Consider the following 22,034-nt stretch of genomic DNA (forward strand, 5'->3'; position numbering starts at 1 on the left):
GAGAACGCCGGGGATCTCCCGGCGCACCATAGTTTTCATGGCTGACCTTCGAAGTTCCATCTTGCGGAACCCATATTAAAGTAAACTCTCCGATCGGTAAACGCCGGGAATGTCGCTCTTTCAGAAGCTTTTTGCAATGCAGCGCAATAATCTTTGTCACCACCTTTCACGATAAAATTTTGCAGGGTGCCATCGACTTTGAAATCCAAATGAGCGTTACATCTTTTACCATTCCAGGCATGGGGCTCTGTAAGTGCTGCGTCCAAAGCTTTTTTTATTCTGGATGAATACCATCCATATATATCCTTATCTGACACTTTACCCGAACTCTTATATTCGCATGATTCCATTGCGTTTTTTTTCTGACAGCCTGTAGGTGCAAGAGGGGAGCAACCTGCAATGGTTAATGTCACCACAATCAACATTAAAAATTTTATCATACATGTTTCCCGTCATGCTGAAATTCAATTTATTGAATTGTATAGTTATTTTCAGAGATTTAAAATATGATAGTTACATTACTTCTTCAGTAATGAAGTGACAGACTTCATTACTAATGTTTCAACTGCACGAAATCTACCACGCAGGGTTTCCTGCTGCGGTAATGCTGTGCCGCCACCGTTCGCCGCGGCGCTCGTCCGGGCGGATCTGCCCGAACTTTGCCAGCCTAAAGAAATGGCTGCGTAATGTATAATACCTCTCAAAGCATGGAGGGGATTCATCATGTCAGACTGGAACATCGCAGCAAAACCGAAAGACGAGCAAGACAAAAAGAACGCCTGAACATGCCGGTTATCGCAGAACAGGTGGCTCGCGAGCAGCCTGAGCACCTGCGCGAGTATTTCATGGAGCGAGTACGTTTCTACCGTGAGCAAAGCATTCAGCTCCCGCGCGCCAGTGACCCGCGCTACATCGAAATGGCGGAGCAGAACGCCAAAAAGTAACTAATTAATTACTAGGAGGTAATAATATGGCCCTAAAAAAAGTAACCATAAAGGGCGGTTCTGCTGATGGTCAAAGTTTTATGCATGAAGTAAGTAGCAAGCCTGATGATAATGGTGCTTATGGTTACATTGAAAAAGAAACGAGTAGCTTACTTTCAACGAAAGTCACATACTTCATAGAGAAGGATGAGAGCGGTAAAGTTGATACATACTTTGTTGATTTCACAAAACCACGTTGATCATTGATAATCAACCCGCCATAATCATTTCATCGGAGCCTGAACAACTCCGATGACTTCTGCGCATTTAAGGGGACTTAAATGCGCATTAAGAAAAAAAGTCTTTTCTTCAGACTTTTTGTATCACTGCTTTTATGTGTCTTTTGTTCAACCATATTGACATGTTTGGTCCTTTTTATACTTCTTGGGCTGGGCGTTGTTGAAATGAGCGACTTTGCTGTAGGCACATTAGGGAGTGTGGCAGTCGCCTTCATCAACCTTATGGCTGTTACGGTTAAACAGGTGAGGCGTAGAGCACTTCGCTAAAAATAAAAACCTCCTTTTAAGGAGGTTTTTTCTCTCTAAGAGCTTTGGCACCGATTGCAATCATGTTTGGGTGATGTAACAGAGGGTATTAAACCGAACAATACCAAATTTGTTTTACAGAAGTTTTCGAGGGAAAGCATGTATAAGGATTGACCGATTCCAATTGCGTCAATGCTAACAGCCACCGTTCGCCGAGGCGCTCGTCCGCGCGAATCTGCCTGAGCTTTGTCAGCAGAAAGAAATTGCCACTTAATAAAATATTGCTAATTCGACCCGTTTCGGCGGGTTTTTTTACGCCTGAAATTTGTGTCTGCGGGTTAACAATTCGTGCTCTTAAAACGTTGATCATTTTGTTTTATAGGTATACTGTATAAAAACACAGTATACGCAGTGGAGGCCACTATGAAAGTTGAGTTAACTATTGATCGAACAAAGAAACTTCCTGATGGCGCAGTGCCAGCATTAGAAGCCGAACTGTTACGCAGGCTCAGCCAGAACTATGAAGGGGTAAAACTTACAATTCGCCGCGCCGGGGCTGATGGCCTGAGTATTCTGGGGGGTGAAAAAGGGGACAAGCAGCGCATTGAGGAGATTCTTCAGGAGACCTGGGAAAGCGCCGACGACTGGTTTTATTGATATATAAGCGTTTGGTTATTGCCCTGGTTTTCGGGAGGGATTTTCGGTGGAAGTATTAGAAGAATTACCAAAAAAAGGCTATGCAGTCATCAGATGCCACGATGGGGTTATCGTTGCCAGGCTGCACTCATTTCCTGAATGTGAGCGTGCGCTGATGTACCGGCGTGGCAACATGGTGTCTTTCATGCCACTAAAGGACGATGAGATTATCGGAACGCCGAGCCTCTTTACCCAGATGCTGGAACGCGCTGGTTATCGCGTTTCTCTGAATTCTGTTACACTCCCGTCATAGGCCTGAACAACCTATACCTGCTGCGCCACGGAGAAAGCGATGGCGCAAAACCACTTCAAAATACAATCCTCACTGACGTTACCCAACGCCAGCGCATTTCTGTTGCCGCTCATTCGGGAGGTGGCATGAAACGGAGCTGGTTCACTCATCATGGGCTGACCACCGAGCAGGCCGACGAGCTGGTGGAACGATACCGGGCAAAGGGCATTAAAACAGAGAGAAGTCTGGACTCTGATCCATGTTTTTGGATTGTCAGTGCATTACTGACTGAAAACGCCAGCCCGGCGCGCACTAAAAAATCGTATCGCTCGCGGATGTGGGGGTGATTATGCACGTCTACGACATTACGCCGCTCGGTAAACCCAGAATGACTCAGCGGGATAAATGGCAGAAACGCCCGCCGGTGCTTCGCTATCGTGCGTTCTGCGATGAAGTCAGGCTGAACAAGGTCTCACTGCCTGAGTCGGGTTATCACGTCACATTCATACTTCCCATGCCCGCCAGCTGGAGCAGGAAGCGCCGCGCCGAAATGAGCGGGAAACCGCACCAGCAGAAACCAGATAAGGACAATCTCGAAAAGGCGTTACTTGACGCGATATTTGACGACGACAGCCGCGTGTGGGACGGGCGCGTCACAAAAATATGGGGAGAAAAGGGGCAAATAATCATTCGGGAGATTATTGAATGCGCGCGCTGCTCAAACCCGTAATCGTTCGTGAAATGGGGCTGATAATGCTGAAGCCAGGCAGTGAGTTGCTCGGTCTGTTTCATCATGGTCGGGTGCTGATAGAAAAGCCGCCAGAGTATATGACGCGCTGGCCATCCGGGAAAATCCCTGATGCCCGCCAGCCGCTGGCAGAAGACAGCGGGCTGGTGCCGTTTTTTACTGATGAACGGGTGATCCGCGCTGCTGGAGGAATTACGGCGCTGGAGGAATGGTTACGACGTCGGGTAAGCCATTGCCAGTGGCCGCATTCAGAGTATCACCACAGCGAGCTGGTCAATATGCGATATGAGCCGGGGGCAATACGTGTCTGCTGGCATTGTGATAACCAGCTGCGGGAGCAGGCAACGGAGCAACTTTCGGCGCTGGCCCGCAAGAACCTGATCGAGTGGGTGATTGATAACGTATTAGCGGCGCTAAGGTGTGGTAAAGACAGAGAGCTTTCACTTGCGGAATTGTGCTGGTGGGCCGTGTATTCCGGCGTCGCCGCAGCGATACCGGAAGGGATGGCGAGCCGCGCTCTGGCACTGCCGAACGAACCGTTGCGGTCAGTCTATAAGGAAAGCGAGATCGTCCCTTCGGTTCCGGCCACCAGCATTCTGGAAAAACGCCTGGAATTGCTGTCGGGTTACGTTATTCCGGTAATACCGGCGACAAAGCCTGCTGTGGCGCTGACCGTTGATCCAGAATCCCCGCAAACCCTTATGAAGCGGCCAAAACGTATTCGCTGGGTAAATCCTGAATATGTTCAGTGGGTGAAGACCCAGCCGTGCGAATGTTGCGGAATGCCATCAGACGATCCCCATCATCTTATCGGGCACGGGCAGGGAGGAATGGGAACAAAAGCCCATGACAGCTTTACCCTTCCGCTGTGCCGTGAACATCACACAGAACTGCATAACGATCCGGTCAAGTTTGAACGTAAATACGGTTCTCAGCTTGAAATGTTGAAAAATGTGCTGGACCGGGCGTTCGCGCTTGGCGTGCTGGCATAAAGGAGAAAAAAACCATGACGCCACGTCAAAAACGTTCACACCGCGCAGCGCTGGAAAAAGCAGCATCGGCACCCCGCAAAAGCTGGCTGGGGAAATGTACTCTCCTTACCGGGATTCAGTCGGCATGGATCAAATCACTGTTAACGATATGGGGGGAAGGTGTGAGCGGGGGAACTGCCCCACGCATGCCCAGAGGACATGAATGCTGGAATGTACTGAGGGGAGGTCGCTGGTCAGATAAAGCGCTGGAGCGTTTTACGGCTGCGCTGAACCAGGCTCGCAGTGAGGGATTTAAGGGGCAGCAGGCACTAAATCGCGCTCACACCATTCTATGGCCCCAGCCAGCCACAAGCGTAATTGATGAAGCTTTGCATAATGATGATGTTGATTTTGTTGAGCAATCCGTGCTGCTGGCGCTTGATGTCAATGATCCGGTATATGTCGTTGGTCTTCAGTATTACACCACGCGAAAAAAAATCTCTGATATCACAAGAGAGTTACGGGCAATCGCGCCGTGGTTAACCCCCGAAAAGGCGAGGGAACGGGTTAAGTGGTGTTTGCAGATTTTCAGAGCGAAGGTTTATCTGTCAGCCCGGAAACTCCTGGATGATTAGAAATTGTTATTTTAGCTTTTAGTGCTATTTCTGGCTATGTACATTGAATTCTACCCAGAAAGTTAGATAATCCATTCATGCTTGGCAGAGCTGCGCCACGATGGCAGCGATGAGAAGCGACAATTTGATTATGACGAGAGCCCCGCCAGTCGGGGCTTTTGCTTTCCGGCGATACGGCAGGGGTATTCGCGAGGTGCATTGCATCAGTACCCCTGTCATATCGCCGATTTTTCCTGATTCATTCCAGATATCTTTTATGAAGGCTGCCATCCGGTGGCCTTTTTTATTTCCCCTCAAGTTTTCTGAGAGGACTCACAGCAATAGAGGGGGACCAATGTCCGATCCGATTTCCGGCACCGGGTTAGCCGGCGGCGCCCTGACGGGGGCCAGTGTCTATGGGCTGTTGACCGGAACTGATTACGGTGTGGTGTTCGGCGCATTTGCAGGGGCTGTATTTTACATTGCTACCGCCGCAGATTTGAGCGCAACCCGCCGCCTGGCGTATTTCGTCGTGTCGTATATCGCTGGAATTCTATGCTCCGGGCTGGTGGGTTCAAAACTGGCGACCTGGACGGGTTACAACGATAAACCTCTGGACGCCATCGGCGCAGTAATCGTTTCTGCATTAGCCGTCAAAATACTGACGTTCCTGAATAACCAGGATGTCGGCTCGCTGGTGGCGCTGATAACGCGCCGGGGAGGTTCAGGTGGTACTAAATGACCCGTCAGCAACTGTTAACGCGCTACTCTGCGCAGGGGTGGTAATAACCCTGATGTTCTACCGCCGGGGTGATTCCCGGCATCGTCCGTGGGTATCGCGTCTGGCGTGGCTTATTACAGTCACATACAGCACAGTGCCACTGGCCTATCTGTGCGGCATTTACCCTCATTCCTCATGGGCCACGATTGGGGCCAACATCATTTTCCTTTCCGTGCTGGTGGCCGTCAGAGGCAACGTTGCACGTCTGGTTGATCATCTGAGGCACTAATGACTAAAGACGAAATTTTTGACGCCATTCTCGGTAAAGAAGGGGGTTACGTTAATCATCCTGACGATAAAGGCGGGCCAACAAACTGGGGAATTACGCAAGCGGTAGCTCGGGCCCACGGGTACACCGGAGATATGCGGAACCTCACCCGCCAGCAGGCGCTGGATATTCTGACGGCTGACTACTGGACGGGCCCACGCTTCGACCTTGTTTCTGAGGTGTCACCAGCCATCGCCGCCGAACTCTGCGACACGGGCGTAAACATGGGCCCATCGGTTCAGACCAAATGGTTTCAGCGCTGGCTGAACGTGTTCAACATTCAGGGCTCACTTTATCCCGATCTGATTGCAGATGGATTTATCGGTCCGCGAACTATCAGCGCGCTGAAAAGCTATCTTTCTCGTCGCGGGAAAGAGGGCGAACTGGTTATGCTCCGCGCCCTGAATTGCAGTCAGGGTCAACGTTATCTCGAACTGGCAGAACAGCGCAGCGCGAACGAGACGTTTGTTTATGGCTGGGTAAAGGAGCGGGTGGTTATATGACGCTGGAGATGATTATCGGCCTGGTTGTTGCTGTGCTGGCCGCAATTGCAGGCGCATTTGGTTTCGGTCACGCGCGCGGCACCAGCAAAGCGGAAACCAAAGCGGGAATTCAACGCACAGAAGAACGCGCGGCAGCTACTGAAGCAGTTGCAGAACGCCGGGTAGAGACAACAAAAGGAGCCAGGGATGTACAGCAGACTGTTAATCATCTTCCTGATGACGATGTTGACCGCGAGTTGCGTGAGAACTTTACCCGCAAAACCTGAAGTAACGGACACGGCCTGTGACTGGGTACGCGTCATCTACCTTACTGAGCATGATATTGAAGTAATGGATCGGTATACGAAGAAAGACATTCTGGCGCACAACAAAGCAGTACAGTTCAACTGCAAACAGGGAGTAAAAGAAATTAAGCACTAAAGCAGAGAAAACATATTGGATGACGGCTGATTTCTAGCTGTTTAACTATTGTCCATATCCGGTCATATTCCTCCGCGATATAGTGAGAACGAGAAAGTGTGAAACATCCCGATGTATCGGTTTCTTCCATTTTAATATGTAAGTAGAGAGCAGGACGGTGATGAGTCGGGCATCCTTTGTGTTGGCTTACCTTGTTTTTCGGCAAAGATATTTGCTATTAATTACGCCATCAAAGAATCGACCTTTGGATTTTGCCGTCACAAAGGAATTGTAAGTTTTTTTCGACACTCTAATGTATTGATAAGTACCTGAATCTACAAACGCTATCTCCAGTATTTTCTCTGAAGGGTAGTAACCAATAGATTTTATTTTTGATGATATGACCTCATAGAAGTACATTTTATTTCCTTGTGGTTAATGATACTAGCCTTCCATACTACACCATTAAACAGTTTCCAGGGGAAATAACATAAACAAGTTGTTAGTATTTTTGACTCAGGTGTTGGCGAGAATGTATGTTGTCCTGGCGATGACCCCGTAAGCGGCGGGGCTAACTAACGTAAGAAAAGCATTACCACCCAGGCAGGGTTTTACCGTGATAAAGAAGGAACTAAGGCTGACTGGAACAACGTGCTGCAGTATGGGCAGATGAGTTGTGTCCCTTTTTGAACTCTCATAAAGCTATGTTCTGAATCTTTTGAGCAGGCAGGACAGGAACATTTTACAAGGTGATTACGACGATTTTTTGTATCTTTACGTCCGGACATAGTTTGCTTCCTGTTTTTATAAGGCTGCAACCATACACGTTTCGATAAGAAATAGCTCGCCTTCATTTCCGGACATTTATCTTAGTATCACTATGTATCATGGTTTGCACTGACTGGAGCGGTTGGCGAATGTGCTGATTTACGTCGATATTGACGTTATCTATTGATATGCTAACACTATTAGTGTCGTGATCTACACGGCTTAAAAAATTGACTCTTCCATGAGCCTAAATCCCTTGAAAACTTAGGGTGACAGATAAAGGTTTGGATCAGCATGACAGAGTTTATTTATAAATCCAGTTCTGTTATTTTTACCATTCAAATGATGCAGAAAGAGGCTAAGAATTTCTTTACAAAACTAATGCTTGCTAAGCATGGTTAACCATGCGTTAATGAATGTGCGGTTTGATACAAAATTATCTGAAGCAGTTATTGTAATACCTCTCATTCTTAATATCTCTTGAGATTTCTTTAGGTTTTTTTCTCTCTGATAAATTTTATTCAGACCATCATGTCTAAGGGCTTACTCAAAAAGGTATTAATTATGTCAAATAAAATCACTGGTCTGGTCAAATGGTTCAATCCTGAAAAAGGCTTTGGATTTATAACACCAAAAGACGGTAGCAAGGATGTTTTTGTGCATTTCTCTGCAATTCAAAGTGAAGATTTCCGTACTCTTAATGAAAATCAGGAAGTCGAATTTTCCGTCGAGCAAGGACCAAAAGGCCCGTCAGCTGTAAATGTTGTGGCACTTTAAGGCGGCAATTATCTCTAACTATATTCACTTCAGGTGTCCATGCTGCCATGGGTCACAATTCAGGACATCCGTGTTTGATGTTACTGACAAAAATCCGTCCGGAGCGAAATGTATTTTTTGTAAATCACCAATGATTACATTTGATAACATTGTTTCATACATCAATTCCGGACAGGCTACTCTGGATTTTCGGAAGTAAATTAAGGCTCCGCTACGGGGGCCTTTTTATCTTGTGTAATCAGCATGGTTTTCGCCACTAATCTGGATAACCTTATGAAAAAAGTAATAGTATTTTTTAATGCAGAACCTGCTGCTGTCGTAGAGGTTATGCCGGCCATAACAACAATATTGCGGGATTACCCTAATGGTGAAAAAGCGCATTTGACTGTTATGTCTGCGGGGTTCCCATCTCTGACTGGCGATCACCAAATTGTAAATGTGGCTACTGACCGTGAACTATCTTCTGAGGAGATACTGGAAGCAGCAAGGAAATTGATGTAACTGATTGTTCTGCTTATTCGCCTCTGTAAGATTATGGACAGAGGTGGTGTCGTGGTACAAGGAAAAGAGGTAACCCCGTATTTCACCTATAATGATAGTTAAGAAAGACATTTTATTGGGCTGAGATTGGTTATGACGATTTATCTACGAAGTTCTGTAACAGGAAAAGTTCTGACACAGGAAGAGTGGCAACAATCCTTAAGTGAGTGGGAGGACGAAGGTGGTTCACCGTCTCCGACCGAAGAGTTTATTGAGGTTGTGAAGGACAGCAAAGGAAACTGGGTTGAGAAAAATGATTCGTCCTATCCCTCCTGAAAGCGTCTTTTAGACTCAGTTTCACTAATGTATTCAAACGGAAGAAGCCTGATTTTTGTATTATGAAGAGACCAGTATGACTTTTCTCGTCTGATGGATGCACCGGCAACAAAACAGACATTTCCTACACTGCGAATCAAAGCAAACTTACCATTAGTAAATTTCACCCGATGGATGCATACGGGATGTGATATCTCTCCACGGAGTAAAGTTTCAATCACATATCCTTCTATAATTTTTTCATTTTTGTGGCTCATAATCAGTTACTCATTTTAAAAAGCGTTTGCACTCTAAATGTTAATTTTCTCTTTCTAATTAGTCGGTTATCCACCTATGCATGAACATTCAGATGGCAGGAAGATGTGTCCGCAGTAAGAGCATTTCAATGGCTTATCTCTGCGCAACTGTCTGGATTTCTGATTCGTTATGCGTGAACATTCCGGACATTTGACTTCGACTGGACGTTCTTTGAATTGCCTGAGCCCACTGGAGTATGTCATGAGTGGTAACTCCTTTTTTAGGGAGGGGATCACAACCATACACCTCCCGATGTTCAATTGCTCTTTGTTTGAGTGTTTTTTAGACAATTGATGATATGCTGAAACATATTCATTGGGGCAGGTATTTCCTATGTCATTCTTAAATAAAGTAATAAAATTATTCAGTAATTCATCAAATATCACTGTAATCTGTCCGGAGTGCGGACATAAATCTCGACAGTCAGTAGTAAAGATTAACCAAGGTAGAACATTAATCTGTCCTCGTTGTAAGGCACTGTTTGTTGCTTCTCGATAATTATCAGACCGACGGTTGTTGTGCACTGAATTGTTGTTGATGTGCAATAAAAATGAGACGTTTAAACTGAATCAGGTTATTGAAAAACAATAATTGAATATAGTTCTGGAATGAATTCATCATACATGATGTTCTAACTGTTTTGACAGGGTTCAGTGTATTCACTGAAAAGCTTTTATGTAGCTCTCATGCTCCTTTACACTTGAGAGAATGGCTGGAAAATAGATTATAATTTATAATAAGTTAGTGTTGAAAACTTATGCTATCAACCACTTTACTGGCATGTTCATACTTTTGAAAAACCAGAAGAGGTCAATATGAGTTTAGAGGAACAAAAGCTAAAAGCAGAAGCAGAAATTTCCGCCCTTATCTCTAAAAAGATTGCTGAATTGAGAAAAAAAACGGGCAAAGAAGTTTCTGAAATTGAGTTTACTCCCAGAGAAACCATGACTGGTCTCGAAGGTTACGCAGTTAAGATCAAACTCATATAAATTCTCCCTTACTCATCAGGTCGCTTAGGCGGCCTTTTTTATACCTTATTAATTGATAATCATTATCATTTCAGTGGGTCCTTCCGGTGATTCTGAGCACCGAGGGGGCGAGGACACGCGGAAAACGGCTGGTTTTTTGCATTTTATCGGCATCATCATCATTCCCTTAACCTGTTGATATTTCAGTCGTGAAATTATTCACGATGTCGAAATGATTAATTTTTGTTCATCATCATGGATAACGAGCTGAAAAATCTCCGCCTTAATATTAACCAGCTGGCGGTGCTTACCGATCTGCATCGTCAGACGGTCGCCAGCAGGCTGAATAATGTCGAACCTGCTCCCGGCAGTAATTCCCGTCTCAAACTTTATTCCGTTCTGGATATTCTCCGGGAACTGCTGGGCCGAACAACGACACCGGAACTGGTGGACGTCGATAAGATGCTGCCACCCGATCGCAAAGCGTGGTTTCAGTCTGAACGTGAACGCCTTAAGTTCCAGCAGGAAACAGGTGAACTTATTCCGGCATCGGCAGTTACCCGCGAATTTTCCTCGATGGCGAAAGCCGTCGTTCAGGTACTGGAAACGCTGCCGGATATTCTGGAGCGCGATTGCGCGATGACACCTGCTGCTGTGGTCAGGGTGCAAAAAGTAATTGATGACCTGCGGGATCAGATTGCCCTGAAGGTTGAACAGGCAGATACGCCGGAACAGGAGGACAGTTCGTCAGAAGAGGAGTAAGCCATGCGACAGGCCACGGCGGCGGAGGTCAGAAAAAACACTGCCGGGATCATCAGGGCGCCACGTCGAATGCCTGTTGCCGAGGCCGTACATAAATACATGCATGTCCCGGTTGGTGTGGGTAACTATGTTAAATGGGACCCGGACCTTGCCCCCTATGTTGTGGAACCCATGAACTGCCTGGCATCGCGTGAATATGATGCTGTCATTTTTGTTGGCCCGGCCCGAACAGGTAAGACAATCGGTCTGATTGATGGATGGGTGGTGTACAACATTGTCTGTGATCCGTCGGATATGCTCATTGTTCAGATGACGGAAGAGAAAGCGCGTGAACACTCCAAAAAACGTCTTGCCAGAACATTTCGTGTCAGCCCGGAAGTGGCAAAGCGGCTGAGTCCGTTACGCAACGACAACAACGTGCATGACAGGACCTTCCTTGCCGGGAACTACCTGAAGATTGGCTGGCCTTCCATCAACATCATGTCCTCGTCAGATTTTAAATGCGTGGCGCTGACAGATTACGATCGCTTCCCTGAAGATATTGATGGCGAGGGCGATGGCTTTACCCTTGCCTCCAAACGTACCACCACCTTTATGTCTGCGGGGATGACACTGGTCGAAAGCTCTCCGGGCAGGGAAATCACCAATACCAAGTGGCGGCGTAAATCGCCGCACGAAGCTCCGCCAACCACCGGAATCCTGGCTTTATACAATCGCGGCGATCGCCGCCGCTGGTACTGGCCATGCCCACACTGCGGGGAATACTTTCAACCTGCAATGGAGGCAATGACAGGCTACCGGGAAACAGCTGATCCGGTGAAAGCCAGTGAAGCCGCGCATATTGAGTGCCCGCATTGTAACGGCATTATTACCGCCGATAAAAAGCGGGAACTTAACGGAAAGGGCGTCTGGTTACGTGAGGGCCTGGTGATCGACAGGGAAGGCAATATTACGGGGGAAGGCCGCCGTTCGCGTATCGCGTCGTTCTGGATGGAAGGACCGGCAGCGGCTTATCAGACCTGGTCCCAACTGGTCTACAAGCTGCTGACGGCGGAGCAGGACTATGAAGCAACCGGCAGTGAAGAGACCCTGCGCGCGGTGATTAACACTGACTGGGGACGGCCGTATCTGCCCCGCGCGGCCAGCGAGCAGCGTCGCGCCGATGTGCTGATGCAGCGGGCTGAAGATTACGGTAAACGGCTGGTGCCGCCCAAAGTCCGTTTCCTGCTGGCGTCAGTTGACGTGCAGGGCGGGAAGAAACGCCGCTTTGTGGTCCAGATCATTGGTTACGGTGAAAACGGGGAACGCTGGCTGGTGGATCGCTATAACATCCGCCAGTCCCTGCGCTGTGATGAAAATGGCGAAACTCAGCCACTGCATCCAGGCTCCTATCCTGAAGACTGGAAGCTGCTGATCACGGATGTGCTGGAAAAAACGTATCCGCTCCAGTCCAGTCCTTCGCAGCGGATGCCTGTACTGGCAATGGCGGTCGACAGTGGCGGGGAAGATGGTGTCACGGATAACGCCTATAAATTCTGGCGTCAGTGTCGCCGTGATGGTCTGGGTAAACGGGTTTACCTGATTAAAGGGGACAGCACGAAACGTCAGAAAATCATTACCAGAACCCATCCCGATAACACTGACCGAAGTGATCGCCGGGCGGATGCGCGCGGCGAGGTTCCGGTTTATCTGTTGCAGACCGACCTGCTTAAAGACCAGCTCAGTAATAACCTTGAGCGTGAAACGCCCGGGGCAGGGTATATCCATTTTCCTGACTGGCTCGGGGAATGGTTCTACGAGGAACTGACCTACGAAGAACGTGGGACAGACGGAAAATGGCGTAAGCCGGGAAAAGGCAATAACGAAGCCTTTGACCTTTTCTGTTATGCCCACGCTGTCGCGATCCTGCGCGGCTACGAAAAAATCCGTGACTGGGAACAACCGCCAGCCTGGGCGGCTGCTCAGGATATCAATTCAAACATTATTGACGGGGAACGCCCCAGGGAGATTGCTGTGAAAAAAGCGGTGCCTGCACGTTCGTCTCCGGTTTCAGAAACTGAACAGGCCAGCACGCTGTCTGGCGGCTGGCTGGGTGTCAGCGAAAACGGAGGCTGGCTGTGACGAAAACAGAAATTCAGCAGATGCTGGTTACGGTTCGCCAGGCTTACCATGACTCCCTTGATGGTAAAAGCGTGTCTTTCACTGGTGTGAACGGGCGCGCCATTACTAACCATGATCCGGTAGCGCTGCGTAAAGAGCTGGAATACTGGGAAAAACGCTGGGAAACCGTGAGTCGTCGCAGCGGTTCTTTCAAACTCGCTAACTTTCTTTAAGGCTTCACATGGGCATTTTTGACAGAGCACTTGGCGCCATTGCGCCAGGGTGGGCGGTTGCGCGTGCGCGAAACAGAATGCTGCTGCAGGCGTATGAAGCCGCGCAGCCGTCGCGCCTTCATAAAGGAAAGCGGGAAAGCCGTTCTGCGGATACGGCGGTCTTTGCCGCTGGCGTGTCACTGCGCGAGCAGGCAAGGGCGCTGGATGAAGATCACGACATCGTCATTGGCCTGCTGGACAAACTGGAAGAGCGGGTAATCGGTGCGCAGGGGATTCAGGTGGAGCCGCAGCCGCTGGGGCTGGATGGCAAGCTGCATGAAGATTTTGCGGCCAGGATATCCGCGCTCTGGTCCGAATGGTCGGTGCGCCCGGAGGTGACTGGCATGTTCACGCGACCGGAAGCTGAGCGGCTGGCCCTGCGCTCCGCGCTGCGTGACGGTGAAATTTTTACCCAGCTGGTGCGCGGGCCGGTAGCGGGGTTGACCCATTCAACCAGCGTGCCGTTTTCGCTTGAACTTCTTGAAGCCGATTTTGTGCCGATGAATCTCAACAGCGTCGCCGGGCAGCAGGTGCGGCAGGGCATTATCGTCAACGCATGGGGCAGGCCGACGGGATACCGCGTCTATAAGTATCACCCGGCGAACATGGCCCGTTTCAGCGCAGAGCTTAAAACCGTTTCGGCAGAAAACATGCTGCATCTTGCGCAGCGGCGACGCCTGCACCAGTTGCGCGGCGTCAGCCTGTTGCACGGCGTGATTAAACGTCTGAGCGATATCAAGGACTACGAAGAGAGCGAACGTGTAGCCGCCCGCATCGCTGCCGCGCTGGGCTTTTATATCAAACGCGGGGATGCGGCCAGTTTTCCAGGGGATGACGACTGGAAAGGGCCAGAGAAAAAATACCGTCATTTCGATATCGCGCCGGGCATGATTTTTGACGATCTGGCGCCGGGTGAAGATCTCGGGATGGTTGAGTCAAACCGCCCGAACGTTCATCTCCATGAATTCCGCAACGGTCAGCTGCGTGCCGTCGCCGCTGGCAGCCGGGGCACCTATTCCAGCATAGCCCGTGACTATAACGGCACTTACAGTGCCCAGCGGCAGGAACTGGTGGAGGGGCAGGAAGGCTACAACGTCCTGCAGCAGTGGTTTGTCGGTCAGCACAGTCGCCCGGTATATCGCGCCTGGCTGGCGATGGCGCTGCTCACGATGGATATCCCGTCAGATGTAGACCGCCAGACGCTGTTCAACGCGACCTATCTCGGTCCGGTGATGCCGTGGATCGACCCAGTGAAAGAGGCCAACGCCTGGAAGGGGATTGTCCGTGGCGGCGCGGGAACCGAAGCAGAATGGATACGCGCCCGTGGTCAGTCTCCCCAGGAGGTCAAACGCCAGCGAATGCGCGAAACCGAATTTAACCGTAAACACGGGCTGGTGTTTGATTCAGATGCCGCCAACGACAAAGGAGCTATGCCTGATGCAACCGCAAAACAAACCGGGCAGCCGCCGGAAGATGATGATTAACCCCCGCGCCAGCCTGGCGGGCGTTGATGCCGCAAATGGCCAGTGCTGGTATGAGATCCGCGCGCTGGCCGCCGGGCGCGTGGAGATTTTCCTTTATGACGTGATCGGCGGCTGGGGGATCACCGCCCAGCAGTTTGTCACGGACTGTAAGGAGGCCGGTGTTTTCGACGCCAGCGCAGTGGATTTGCATATTCACAGTCCCGGTGGCGATGTGATGCAGGGGTTTGCGATCTATAACACCCTGGCGCGGCTGAAAGCGAAAGTGGATATCTGGGTGGACGGTGTGGCGGCCAGTATGGCTTCGATGATTGTCTGTTTGCCTGGCGCCACGGTGCATATGCCGGAAAACGCCTGGCTTATGGTGCATAAACCGTGGGGTGGTATCGCCGGGGATTCTGACGATATGCGGGATTATGCCGACTGGCTGGATCGTAATGAAGCGCTGATACTCAGTGCCTACATGAACAAGACCGGGCTTGGACAGGAAGAACTGGAAGCAATGCTGAAAGCTGAAACCTGGCTCAACGGCGCTGAAGCGGTGGAAAAAGGCTTCGCCGACACGCTTGAACCTGAACTGCAGGCTGCGGCCTGTGTGAATGAAAATAAACTGAAGGATTACCAGAATATGCCTGAACAGATTAAGACCCTTTTTACGCCGCGTGCCGAAGCCCCTGTGAATCAGCCGCCTGCTCCGGTTCAGCAGCCCGCACCAGTGCAGGCAACCCAGACCCAGCAGGCACCACAACAGCCCGCGCCGCAGATGACAAACATCGATATCACCGCGCTGGCTCAGCAACTACAGCAGCAGATGCAGACGGCGAACGCGGAACGCGTAAATACGGTTTCCGCTGTGTTTGAGGCGTTCCCGACCTTCGCGACGCTGAAGGCTGAATGCCTTGCCGACTTTTCCTGCACGGCTGAAAAAGCCCGTGACAAACTGCTGCAGGCGCTGGCCGCAGGGACAACCCCGAGTGCGGGCCCGGGCGCCATTCATCTTTATGCCGGTAACGGCAATCTTGTCGGTGATTCCATTCGCGCGGCCATCATGGCCCGGGCGGGCTATGCGCAGGCTGAGAAGGATAACGCCTATAACGGCTATACCCTGCGTGAACTGGCACGCGCGTCGCTGGTGGATCGCGGTATCGGTATTTCCGGTCATGGTGCACCGTTGGCGATGGTCGGGCTGGCGTTCACCCACAGCAGCAGCGATTTCGGCAATATCCTGATGGATGTGGCGCACAAGGCTGCACTGCTGGGCTGGGATGAGGCAAACGAAACCTTCGACCAGTGGACCCGCAAGGGCACGCTGACCGATTTCAAAACCGCGCATCGCGCAGGTCTGGACTCTTTCCCGACCTTGCGCAAGGTGCGTGCCGGGGCGGAATATAAGTACGTCACCCTGAAGGATCGCGGAGAACCCATTGCGCTGGCGACCTATGGCGAGCTTTTCAGCATCGATCGGCAGGCCATCATTAACGACGATATGGATATGCTTACTCGTATTCCGATGGCTATGGGGGGCGCTGCGCGCGCAACCGTCGGCGATCTGGTCTGGGCAGTACTGACCAGCAACCCGAAAATGTCGGACGGCAAGCCGTTGTTCCACGCCGATCATGGCAACCTGATAGCGGCTGACCTGAGCATCGATGGACTGGATGATGGACGTAAGGCGATGCTGTTGCAGAAGTCTGGCGATCGTCATCTCAATATCCGTCCGGCTTTTGCGTTGACGCCGGTTGCTATTGAATCCCGTGCTAACCAGTTGATCAAATCCGCCAGCGTGCCGGGGGCAGATGCCAACAGCGGCATTAATAACCCGATCCAGAACTTCGCAACTGTCCTTTCCGAAGCTCGTCTGGATGACAGCAGTCCGACAGATTACTACCTGTCGGCGGCGAAGGGCCGCGACACTATCGAAGTTGCTTATCTGGACGGTGTTGATACGCCATATCTGGAGCAGCAGCAGGGCTTCACCGTGGACGGTGCCGCATTCAAGGTGCGCATCGATGCGGGGGTGGCGCCGCTTGACTGGCGCGGCATGGTTAAAGTCACCAAAAAATAAACGACCGTCTTCTGACGGTTTTTTTATTACGGAGCGGCGCGTGCTGCTCCTTTTCATCTGGAGAGAAAAATGGCGAAGAACTATCAGCAGGACGGCAACACTCTCGATTTTCATAATACCGGTGCGGCAGATATTCATTCAGGTGAAGCCGTACTTTCAGGGGCGCTGGTGGGCGTAGCTCACGATGATATCCCGGCAGGATTGTGGGGCGTACTGCATACCACAGGCGTATTCGTACTGCCAAAGGCGGCTGAAGTGGTCACTGTTGGTCAGAAACTGTATCTGGCAGACGGTAAACTGACTGCGGAAGCGGGTGAGGAGGCTGCGCCGAACCCTCTGGCGGGTACGGCCTGGGCTGAGGCTGCTGCTGATGACGAGTTTATTCCTGTACGGCTTGGCTACTGATGAACCGCTTCCGTGAACGTCTGGCGAGAGCGGATGCCCGGATAGACCGGGCATTTGCCGAAGAGGTTCCGGCCATTATTTCTGTCGGTGATGAGCAGCGGCCCGTCACGGTGATTTTCGAATCGCCGGACGCGCCTGTCAGCGTGCCGGGAGGCGGAGAAATCCAGAACCATGTCCCGGCCTTTAGCGCCATGACCGCAGATATTGCCGGACTGTCAAAGCACGACCGGGTCCTGATTAACAATTTACCCTGGCGTGTCACTCATGTCGGTGCTGATGAAGAAGGGCGAACACGGGTTACCCTGGCATACGGGGAGCCGGGTAAGCCCCAGCCCGAAATAACGAAGTGGAGCTGATATGGCGCGGGGATCACGGTTGCGGCGGGATTTACCTGTCGATATTGATGTGGATGCTATCTGGGGAATAGCGGAAAGCATTGGGGCAACCCAGAAACAATTTCGCGCGGCATATTCCAGGGCATTAAAGCGGACAGCGGCCACATTACGGAAAAAGGCAATGGCCGATCTGAAAGATGGCCTGGCTCCCAGAAGCATTAATCTGGTGCGTCGCCGGTTGCTTTCATTCCGTCTGGATCGCGGTTCCCGCCTCGATAATTTTCGTCTCTGGTTTGGTCTCAACGCCATAAAAGTGAAGGATCTCAAAGGGCGTATTTCCGGCAGGATCAGACCTCATCACACGCGCAGGGACAAAAATACCGGGCGATTCATTAAAGCCAGGCGGCAGGCCGATAACGCGGGATTCACGCCGAAAGGCCGTCTGCTGTCGGCACGCACGTTTGAGAATGGCGAGGTTGCACGCTCCCGACGGGAAAACCGCCGGACGGTGGTGATTCGTGACCCGCAGACCCGCCGCACCCATGAGGCTGAAATTGATATCTACGAACCGATGCTGAACTACATCGAGGATAACGCCTTTGCAGAAGTGATGGAGATTTTTATGCATCACTTTGAAACCGATCTGCGCGGGCGTGTGAAAGCCCGTATTTCTGTCTGAGGTAATGAACGATGGCGGAGCCACTCCTGCTGGCGCAGTATCACGACGCCGTGATCGGCGCGCTGAAAAAAATTGAATGGGTCCGGGATGCTGATGCCTACCCGGAAAAAAATGTACCGCGCTTTTCCGGCCTGGTCACGCCCGCTGTCTGGCTCACCATTAACGGCTGGGAGCAGGGCGGGGGAAACGAAGGGCAACTGAACGTGGTGCTTTCCTGCGATCTCTTTGTGGTGGTGGACCCCGCCGCTTCAGGCGTCAGCAAGCCAGAAATTTTCCTGCGCACGGCGGCGGCTGATATTACCCAGTGGATCGACGGACAGCAGTTCGGTCTGAATTATCCTGAACCCGCCGTTTTCATTGATGCCGGGCGCGATGAATTTGATCCGCGCATGGATGACTATCTTGTCTGGCGTATTTCTTACACACAGTCAGCGGCCTTCGGTGCAGATCCGTTTGCGCAGCTGAATGCTCCGCTTAAAGCTGTCTGGCTCGGTAAGGCACCGGATATTGGGCGCGCGCATGTGGACGATTACCGGCTGATTTACGAGGCAAAACCTGATGAGTGATATTGAGGGTGACTTACAGCGCAGGCTGGCGAACATCGTGCGGCGCGGTGTCATCCATTCAGTGAAGCATGACGGTATCCCGAAATGCCGGGTCGATTTGGGCGATATCGTTACCGCCTGGCTGCCGCTCTGTCAGGGCTTTGCGGGCGCTAACCGTGCGGACTCCAATCCGTATGCGGTGGGGGATGCGGTCACGGTGCTGTCTGAGGCCGGTGAGCTGAACAACGGGCGGGTGTATCCGGGCTGGAATACCGGCGCGATGCCAGTACCGGGAGGCAGCGAAAGTGAGCATATCACCCGCTACGGAGACGGTACTGAGATCCGGTACGACCGTGCGGCGCATGCCCTGACGATCACCCTGGCAGCGGGCGGCAAATACACAATCGTCGGGAAAGGGACGCTGGATGGCCCGGTTGAAATCACTGACACCCTCACTGTCCAGGGTAAAACGCAGATCAACGCCGACACGAATGTGAGCGGAAATATCGGTGCCACGAAGGAGATCACTGATAAAGCCGGCAGTATGAGCAAAATCCGCGAGACCTTTAACGACCATGATCACCCCGGCGACAGCGGCGGGACCACGGGAAAAACTAATCAGAAAATGTGACCTGCTTCGGCAGGTTTTTTTATGCCTGGAGATAAAACATGGCTCAGTTACATGGTGTTGAAACAATTGAACTGACATCGGGAACCGTTGCTGTCACGACGATTCAGACGGCCATCATTGGCCTTGTGGGAACCGCCCCGGACGCGTCTGACGGGACAGCGGCTTCGGGGTCATCCGGCACGCCGATTCTGGATAACGTTCTCGACTTCACCGCAACCCTGAAGGGGCGGGGCGGGAATATTATCAATGTTGAAGCGGTGGCCGGACAGACGGATGCAGAAAATCCGGTTGCCGTCGGGACATCTGCGGTCTGGGACCCGGAGTCGCTTACCCTGAAGATCACGCTGGGCTGCGATGAAAATGGTGTCATTACCGCCACACCCGCAGAGGTGGCCGGGGTCGTCAATGAGGCTGAAGGAGGAAAGGTAAAGGCAGCAGGCGCCGGAGGCGGGCTTGTTTCGCCATTCATCCTCCAGCTATCCGGCGGCGAGGATGAACCTTTTCCGCTCAATACGCCTGTGGCGGTCGTCGGGACCACGCTGTTATCCCGCCTCGGTGATAACGGGACGCTGAAACAGGCCCTGACCGATATCAACGATCAGCGTAATGCGCTGACGGTGGTTGTGCGTGTTGCGCAGGAGAGTGAGGAAACTAAACAGCGCGCGGCAGTCCTGAAGGGGATCGGGCTGCTGTCATCAGCGAAATCTGTCACCACGTATCAGCCGCGTATTGTGATTGCGCCAGGTTTCAGTGAAGACGATGCGGCGGGGAAAGCGCTGGAGACCGTCGCCGGAAAACTCCGGGCGATCGCTTATGTGGACTGTGCTTCCGGCGCAACCCTGCAGGAAGTGGTGCAGCGCCGCCAGTCCTATGGCGCACGGACAGAATTGCTGCGACCGCGCGTCCAGGTCAGTAACGCTGACGGCCAGCTGGTGTACCGTCCTTATTCTGCCTTTGCCGCCGGGTTGCGCGCCAGAATCGATTACGAAAAAGGCTGGTGGTGGAGTAAATCCAACCAGGAGATCTACAACATCCTGGGCGTTGAACAGGTGGATGAATTTATTCTTGGCGAAGAGAACTGTGATGCCAACCTGCTCAATATGCAGAACGTTTCCACCATTATTCGCCGTGCCGGGTTTAAACACTGGGGGAACCGGCTGTGCGCGACCGATCCACAATGGCGTTTTGAATCCGTCCGACGTACAGCGGATGTGATTGAGGACAGCATCCAGGAAGCCATGCTGGAGTATGTGGACCGCCCTCTTGATCGTGAGAACGCGGACGACATTATCGGCACCATCAATGCTTATATGCGCCAGCTTGTGGGACTGAGGGCCATTTTCGGCGGGCGGGCCTGGCTGGATGAAGAGCTGAACACCGCAGAAAGCATGGCTGCGGGTGTCCTGTACATCAACTACGATTTCGGGCCGAAATCGCCGACTGAACTCATCAGCCTGCGTGTCCGGGTGAACAACAACTATGCGCTTGAGGAGATGCTTGCAGCATGAGCGATAAAAATACATTACGCGTCTGGACCTTCTTCCGGCAGGGGATTCGTATCCAGGGGGCGCATGAATTTACGCCGCCGTCTCTGGCTGTTGTTAAAACAGATCTGCGTACCGGCGCCCAGGACGCTCCCACTCCGGTGGATGACGGTATGGAGGCGCTGACCTGCCAGGTCAAATTTTATGGCATCGATGCTGACATGCTTGCCAGCTTCGGTTTTGTCAGCGGCAGCCGTTCCCGGTTTACGGCCTATCAGGGGTATCTGGGCAATGGTACAGCGCGGGGGACGGTTGAGGAAATTGAAGGTTTTGTCCAGACCGTCACACCGGATGCCCGTGGAAAAGAGAACCTGTCTGAAAATGCCGTTACGGTGGATATTGCCGTGAATTATTACCGACAGTCGCTGGAAGGCCGGGAGCTTTTTGCCATTGATACCGAGCGTTTTGCGCGCCGTGTCAATGGTGTGGATGTCCTGTCCGGCCTGGCCGCAAAAGTTCGCCTCTGATTCCCCTTTTTACAATAACGGCCTGCGGGCCGTTTTTTTATGGAGTTATTTATGAGTATTCCCGGTGAAACCCGTGTAATCAAACTGTTCTCCCCCGTCACGCTTGAGGGGGGCGCGGTACTTGATGAAGTGACAATGCGTGAGCCACTTGTTCGTGACCGTATCGCTCATGCAAAGGATCGTGGCAATGAAGAAGAAAAAGAAGCCCGCATGATCGCTCTGCTCTGCAACCTCAGCGAACGGGATATCTGGCAACTGACAGCGGCGGATTATGCACAACTGCTGGACACATTTAACGTTTTTATGCTCCCGCCCGCGAAGCGACCGAAAGAGGACTTCTCCGGGCAGTAAGGTTTCTCGGGCGGCGTCTGCATTTTCCGATGGCGGATTATCTTGATATGCCGTTCAGCACTTTTACCGATTTTCTGACTGATGAACTGGA

At 51.5% G+C, this 22,034-nt stretch carries 34 protein-coding genes and 1 pseudogene; 31 read left to right on the forward strand and 4 right to left on the reverse strand.

All coding sequences use genetic code 11. The annotated features are described in order from the left end of the window. Positions 1-35: 35 nt before the first annotated feature. On the reverse strand, positions 36-440 hold the full coding sequence (locus OGX84_RS12815; protein WP_047462960.1) for a cell envelope integrity TolA C-terminal domain-containing protein: 405 nt from the start codon (positions 438-440) through the stop codon (positions 36-38). A gap of 283 nt (positions 441-723) precedes the next feature. Between OGX84_RS12815 and OGX84_RS12820 the strand changes: the two are divergent. The 13 genes and pseudogenes from OGX84_RS12820 (at position 724) to OGX84_RS12880 (ending at position 6,701) form a co-directional block, all read left to right on the forward strand. Further along, positions 724-944 (forward strand): annotated as a pseudogene (locus OGX84_RS12820) (DNA polymerase III subunit theta). A gap of 26 nt (positions 945-970) precedes the next feature. Continuing rightward, positions 971-1,183: a hypothetical protein gene (locus OGX84_RS12825; RefSeq protein WP_047462963.1), complete on the forward strand. Its 213-nt coding sequence runs from the start codon at positions 971-973 to the stop codon at positions 1,181-1,183. A gap of 708 nt (positions 1,184-1,891) precedes the next feature. After that, positions 1,892-2,125 carry a DinI family protein gene (locus tag OGX84_RS12830; RefSeq protein WP_024130419.1) on the forward strand — a complete coding sequence of 78 codons (234 nt, stop codon included), beginning with the start codon at positions 1,892-1,894 and terminating at the stop codon, positions 2,123-2,125. 46 nt (positions 2,126-2,171) lie between these two features. Continuing rightward, positions 2,172-2,417: a hypothetical protein gene (locus OGX84_RS12835; protein ID WP_047462969.1), complete on the forward strand. Its 246-nt coding sequence runs from the start codon at positions 2,172-2,174 to the stop codon at positions 2,415-2,417. 125 nt (positions 2,418-2,542) lie between these two features. Further along, positions 2,543-2,743, forward strand: coding sequence for a hypothetical protein (locus OGX84_RS12840; protein ID WP_047462972.1), 201 nt, complete (start codon positions 2,543-2,545; stop codon positions 2,741-2,743). Between the two features lie 2 nt (positions 2,744-2,745). Further along, complete coding sequence (locus tag OGX84_RS12845) at positions 2,746-3,126, forward strand: RusA family crossover junction endodeoxyribonuclease (protein WP_192466400.1); 381 nt, start codon at positions 2,746-2,748, stop codon at positions 3,124-3,126. Next, positions 3,102-4,136: a DUF968 domain-containing protein gene (locus OGX84_RS12850; RefSeq protein WP_219936915.1), complete on the forward strand. Its 1,035-nt coding sequence runs from the start codon at positions 3,102-3,104 to the stop codon at positions 4,134-4,136. The genes OGX84_RS12845 and OGX84_RS12850 overlap by 25 nt, the downstream gene beginning before the upstream one ends. Positions 4,137-4,150: 14 nt before the next feature. Continuing rightward, a complete protein-coding gene (locus OGX84_RS12855; RefSeq protein ID WP_219936917.1) occupies positions 4,151-4,750 on the forward strand; it encodes a hypothetical protein in 600 nt (199 codons plus the stop codon). Between the two features lie 334 nt (positions 4,751-5,084). Further along, positions 5,085-5,471, forward strand: coding sequence for a phage holin family protein (locus OGX84_RS12860; protein WP_115609182.1), 387 nt, complete (start codon positions 5,085-5,087; stop codon positions 5,469-5,471). Next, the gene (locus OGX84_RS12865) at positions 5,458-5,739 is read left to right on the forward strand and encodes a phage holin family protein (protein ID WP_112002501.1); all 282 of its coding nucleotides are present in this window, start codon (positions 5,458-5,460) and stop codon (positions 5,737-5,739) included. The genes OGX84_RS12860 and OGX84_RS12865 overlap by 14 nt, the downstream gene beginning before the upstream one ends. Beyond that, positions 5,739-6,281, forward strand: coding sequence for a glycoside hydrolase family 108 protein (locus OGX84_RS12870; protein ID WP_219936309.1), 543 nt, complete (start codon positions 5,739-5,741; stop codon positions 6,279-6,281). Before OGX84_RS12865 ends, OGX84_RS12870 begins: the two co-directional genes overlap by 1 nt. Beyond that, the gene (locus OGX84_RS12875; protein ID WP_219936921.1) at positions 6,278-6,547 is read left to right on the forward strand and encodes a hypothetical protein; all 270 of its coding nucleotides are present in this window, start codon (positions 6,278-6,280) and stop codon (positions 6,545-6,547) included. The genes OGX84_RS12870 and OGX84_RS12875 overlap by 4 nt, the downstream gene beginning before the upstream one ends. Beyond that, on the forward strand, positions 6,504-6,701 hold the full coding sequence (locus OGX84_RS12880; RefSeq protein ID WP_258237892.1) for a hypothetical protein: 198 nt from the start codon (positions 6,504-6,506) through the stop codon (positions 6,699-6,701). The genes OGX84_RS12875 and OGX84_RS12880 overlap by 44 nt, the downstream gene beginning before the upstream one ends. Before the next feature lie 186 nt (positions 6,702-6,887). Here OGX84_RS12880 and OGX84_RS12885 read toward each other — a convergent pair whose 3' ends face one another. Together OGX84_RS12885 and OGX84_RS12890 are read right to left on the reverse strand one after the other, a co-directional pair. Then, positions 6,888-7,100: a KTSC domain-containing protein gene (locus OGX84_RS12885; RefSeq protein ID WP_286458060.1), complete on the reverse strand. Its 213-nt coding sequence runs from the start codon at positions 7,098-7,100 to the stop codon at positions 6,888-6,890. 191 nt (positions 7,101-7,291) lie between these two features. Next, positions 7,292-7,534 carry a YnfU family zinc-binding protein gene (locus OGX84_RS12890; RefSeq protein WP_309137334.1) on the reverse strand — a complete coding sequence of 81 codons (243 nt, stop codon included), beginning with the start codon at positions 7,532-7,534 and terminating at the stop codon, positions 7,292-7,294. A gap of 478 nt (positions 7,535-8,012) precedes the next feature. Here OGX84_RS12890 and cspE point away from each other — a divergent pair, with 478 nt between their 5' ends. The 3 genes from cspE to OGX84_RS12905 all read left to right on the forward strand — a co-directional run bounded on the left by cspE (position 8,013) and on the right by OGX84_RS12905 (position 8,726). Continuing rightward, the gene (cspE, locus tag OGX84_RS12895; protein ID WP_114647479.1) at positions 8,013-8,225 is read left to right on the forward strand and encodes a transcription antiterminator/RNA stability regulator CspE; all 213 of its coding nucleotides are present in this window, start codon (positions 8,013-8,015) and stop codon (positions 8,223-8,225) included. Beyond that, complete coding sequence (gene ymcF / locus OGX84_RS12900) at positions 8,209-8,424, forward strand: cold shock small protein YmcF (protein ID WP_114647478.1); 216 nt, start codon at positions 8,209-8,211, stop codon at positions 8,422-8,424. The genes cspE and ymcF overlap by 17 nt, the downstream gene beginning before the upstream one ends. A gap of 74 nt (positions 8,425-8,498) precedes the next feature. After that, a complete protein-coding gene (locus OGX84_RS12905; protein WP_219936925.1) occupies positions 8,499-8,726 on the forward strand; it encodes a hypothetical protein in 228 nt (75 codons plus the stop codon). Positions 8,727-9,364: 638 nt separating this feature from the next. On the opposite strand, the gene OGX84_RS22765 is transcribed toward OGX84_RS12905, so the two are convergent. After that, positions 9,365-9,580 (reverse strand): YnfU family zinc-binding protein, encoded by a 216-nt coding sequence (locus OGX84_RS22765; protein WP_353622062.1) that lies wholly within the window; start codon positions 9,578-9,580, stop codon positions 9,365-9,367. 91 nt (positions 9,581-9,671) lie between these two features. On the opposite strand from OGX84_RS22765, the gene OGX84_RS22770 reads away from it, so the two are divergent. The 15 genes from OGX84_RS22770 to OGX84_RS12975 all read left to right on the forward strand — a co-directional run bounded on the left by OGX84_RS22770 (position 9,672) and on the right by OGX84_RS12975 (position 21,943). Then, a complete protein-coding gene (locus tag OGX84_RS22770) occupies positions 9,672-9,836 on the forward strand; it encodes a YnfU family zinc-binding protein (protein ID WP_219936929.1) in 165 nt (54 codons plus the stop codon). A 317-nt stretch (positions 9,837-10,153) separates the two neighbouring features. Further along, positions 10,154-10,327 (forward strand): GnsA/GnsB family addiction module toxin, encoded by a 174-nt coding sequence (locus tag OGX84_RS12910; RefSeq protein ID WP_114647475.1) that lies wholly within the window; start codon positions 10,154-10,156, stop codon positions 10,325-10,327. A 234-nt stretch (positions 10,328-10,561) separates the two neighbouring features. Beyond that, positions 10,562-11,068: a DUF1441 family protein gene (locus tag OGX84_RS12915; RefSeq protein WP_200098789.1), complete on the forward strand. Its 507-nt coding sequence runs from the start codon at positions 10,562-10,564 to the stop codon at positions 11,066-11,068. 3 nt (positions 11,069-11,071) lie between these two features. Further along, positions 11,072-13,189: a phage terminase large subunit family protein gene (locus OGX84_RS12920; RefSeq protein ID WP_286458061.1), complete on the forward strand. Its 2,118-nt coding sequence runs from the start codon at positions 11,072-11,074 to the stop codon at positions 13,187-13,189. Beyond that, the gene (locus OGX84_RS12925) at positions 13,186-13,401 is read left to right on the forward strand and encodes a hypothetical protein (protein ID WP_230140990.1); all 216 of its coding nucleotides are present in this window, start codon (positions 13,186-13,188) and stop codon (positions 13,399-13,401) included. The genes OGX84_RS12920 and OGX84_RS12925 overlap by 4 nt, the downstream gene beginning before the upstream one ends. Before the next feature lie 8 nt (positions 13,402-13,409). Then, complete coding sequence (locus OGX84_RS12930) at positions 13,410-14,924, forward strand: phage portal protein (protein ID WP_114647473.1); 1,515 nt, start codon at positions 13,410-13,412, stop codon at positions 14,922-14,924. Beyond that, a complete protein-coding gene (locus OGX84_RS12935) occupies positions 14,878-16,986 on the forward strand; it encodes a ClpP-like prohead protease/major capsid protein fusion protein (protein ID WP_502873619.1) in 2,109 nt (702 codons plus the stop codon). The genes OGX84_RS12930 and OGX84_RS12935 overlap by 47 nt, the downstream gene beginning before the upstream one ends. A 69-nt stretch (positions 16,987-17,055) precedes the next feature. Beyond that, a complete protein-coding gene (locus tag OGX84_RS12940; RefSeq protein WP_190286975.1) occupies positions 17,056-17,391 on the forward strand; it encodes a DUF2190 family protein in 336 nt (111 codons plus the stop codon). Beyond that, complete coding sequence (locus tag OGX84_RS12945; protein WP_058668920.1) at positions 17,391-17,747, forward strand: head-tail joining protein; 357 nt, start codon at positions 17,391-17,393, stop codon at positions 17,745-17,747. Before OGX84_RS12940 ends, OGX84_RS12945 begins: the two co-directional genes overlap by 1 nt. A gap of 1 nt (position 17,748) precedes the next feature. After that, a complete protein-coding gene (locus OGX84_RS12950; RefSeq protein WP_200098754.1) occupies positions 17,749-18,405 on the forward strand; it encodes a hypothetical protein in 657 nt (218 codons plus the stop codon). An 11-nt stretch (positions 18,406-18,416) separates the two neighbouring features. Next, positions 18,417-18,971, forward strand: a complete 555-nt coding sequence (locus tag OGX84_RS12955; protein WP_114647470.1) for a hypothetical protein — start codon at positions 18,417-18,419, stop codon at positions 18,969-18,971. Continuing rightward, complete coding sequence (locus OGX84_RS12960) at positions 18,964-19,581, forward strand: phage baseplate assembly protein V (protein WP_286458062.1); 618 nt, start codon at positions 18,964-18,966, stop codon at positions 19,579-19,581. Before OGX84_RS12955 ends, OGX84_RS12960 begins: the two co-directional genes overlap by 8 nt. 38 nt (positions 19,582-19,619) lie before the next feature. Beyond that, positions 19,620-21,089, forward strand: a complete 1,470-nt coding sequence (locus OGX84_RS12965) for a phage tail sheath family protein (protein ID WP_058668931.1) — start codon at positions 19,620-19,622, stop codon at positions 21,087-21,089. Further along, on the forward strand, positions 21,086-21,592 hold the full coding sequence (locus OGX84_RS12970; RefSeq protein ID WP_058668933.1) for a phage major tail tube protein: 507 nt from the start codon (positions 21,086-21,088) through the stop codon (positions 21,590-21,592). The genes OGX84_RS12965 and OGX84_RS12970 overlap by 4 nt, the downstream gene beginning before the upstream one ends. Before the next feature lie 51 nt (positions 21,593-21,643). Then, positions 21,644-21,943, forward strand: a complete 300-nt coding sequence (locus tag OGX84_RS12975; RefSeq protein ID WP_058668935.1) for a phage tail assembly protein — start codon at positions 21,644-21,646, stop codon at positions 21,941-21,943. Positions 21,944-22,034 lie beyond the last annotated feature (91 nt).

It is taken from the genome of Citrobacter sp. CK202, assembly GCF_030333225.1.
GTDB classification, from domain to species: domain Bacteria; phylum Pseudomonadota; class Gammaproteobacteria; order Enterobacterales; family Enterobacteriaceae; genus Citrobacter_B; species Citrobacter_B koseri.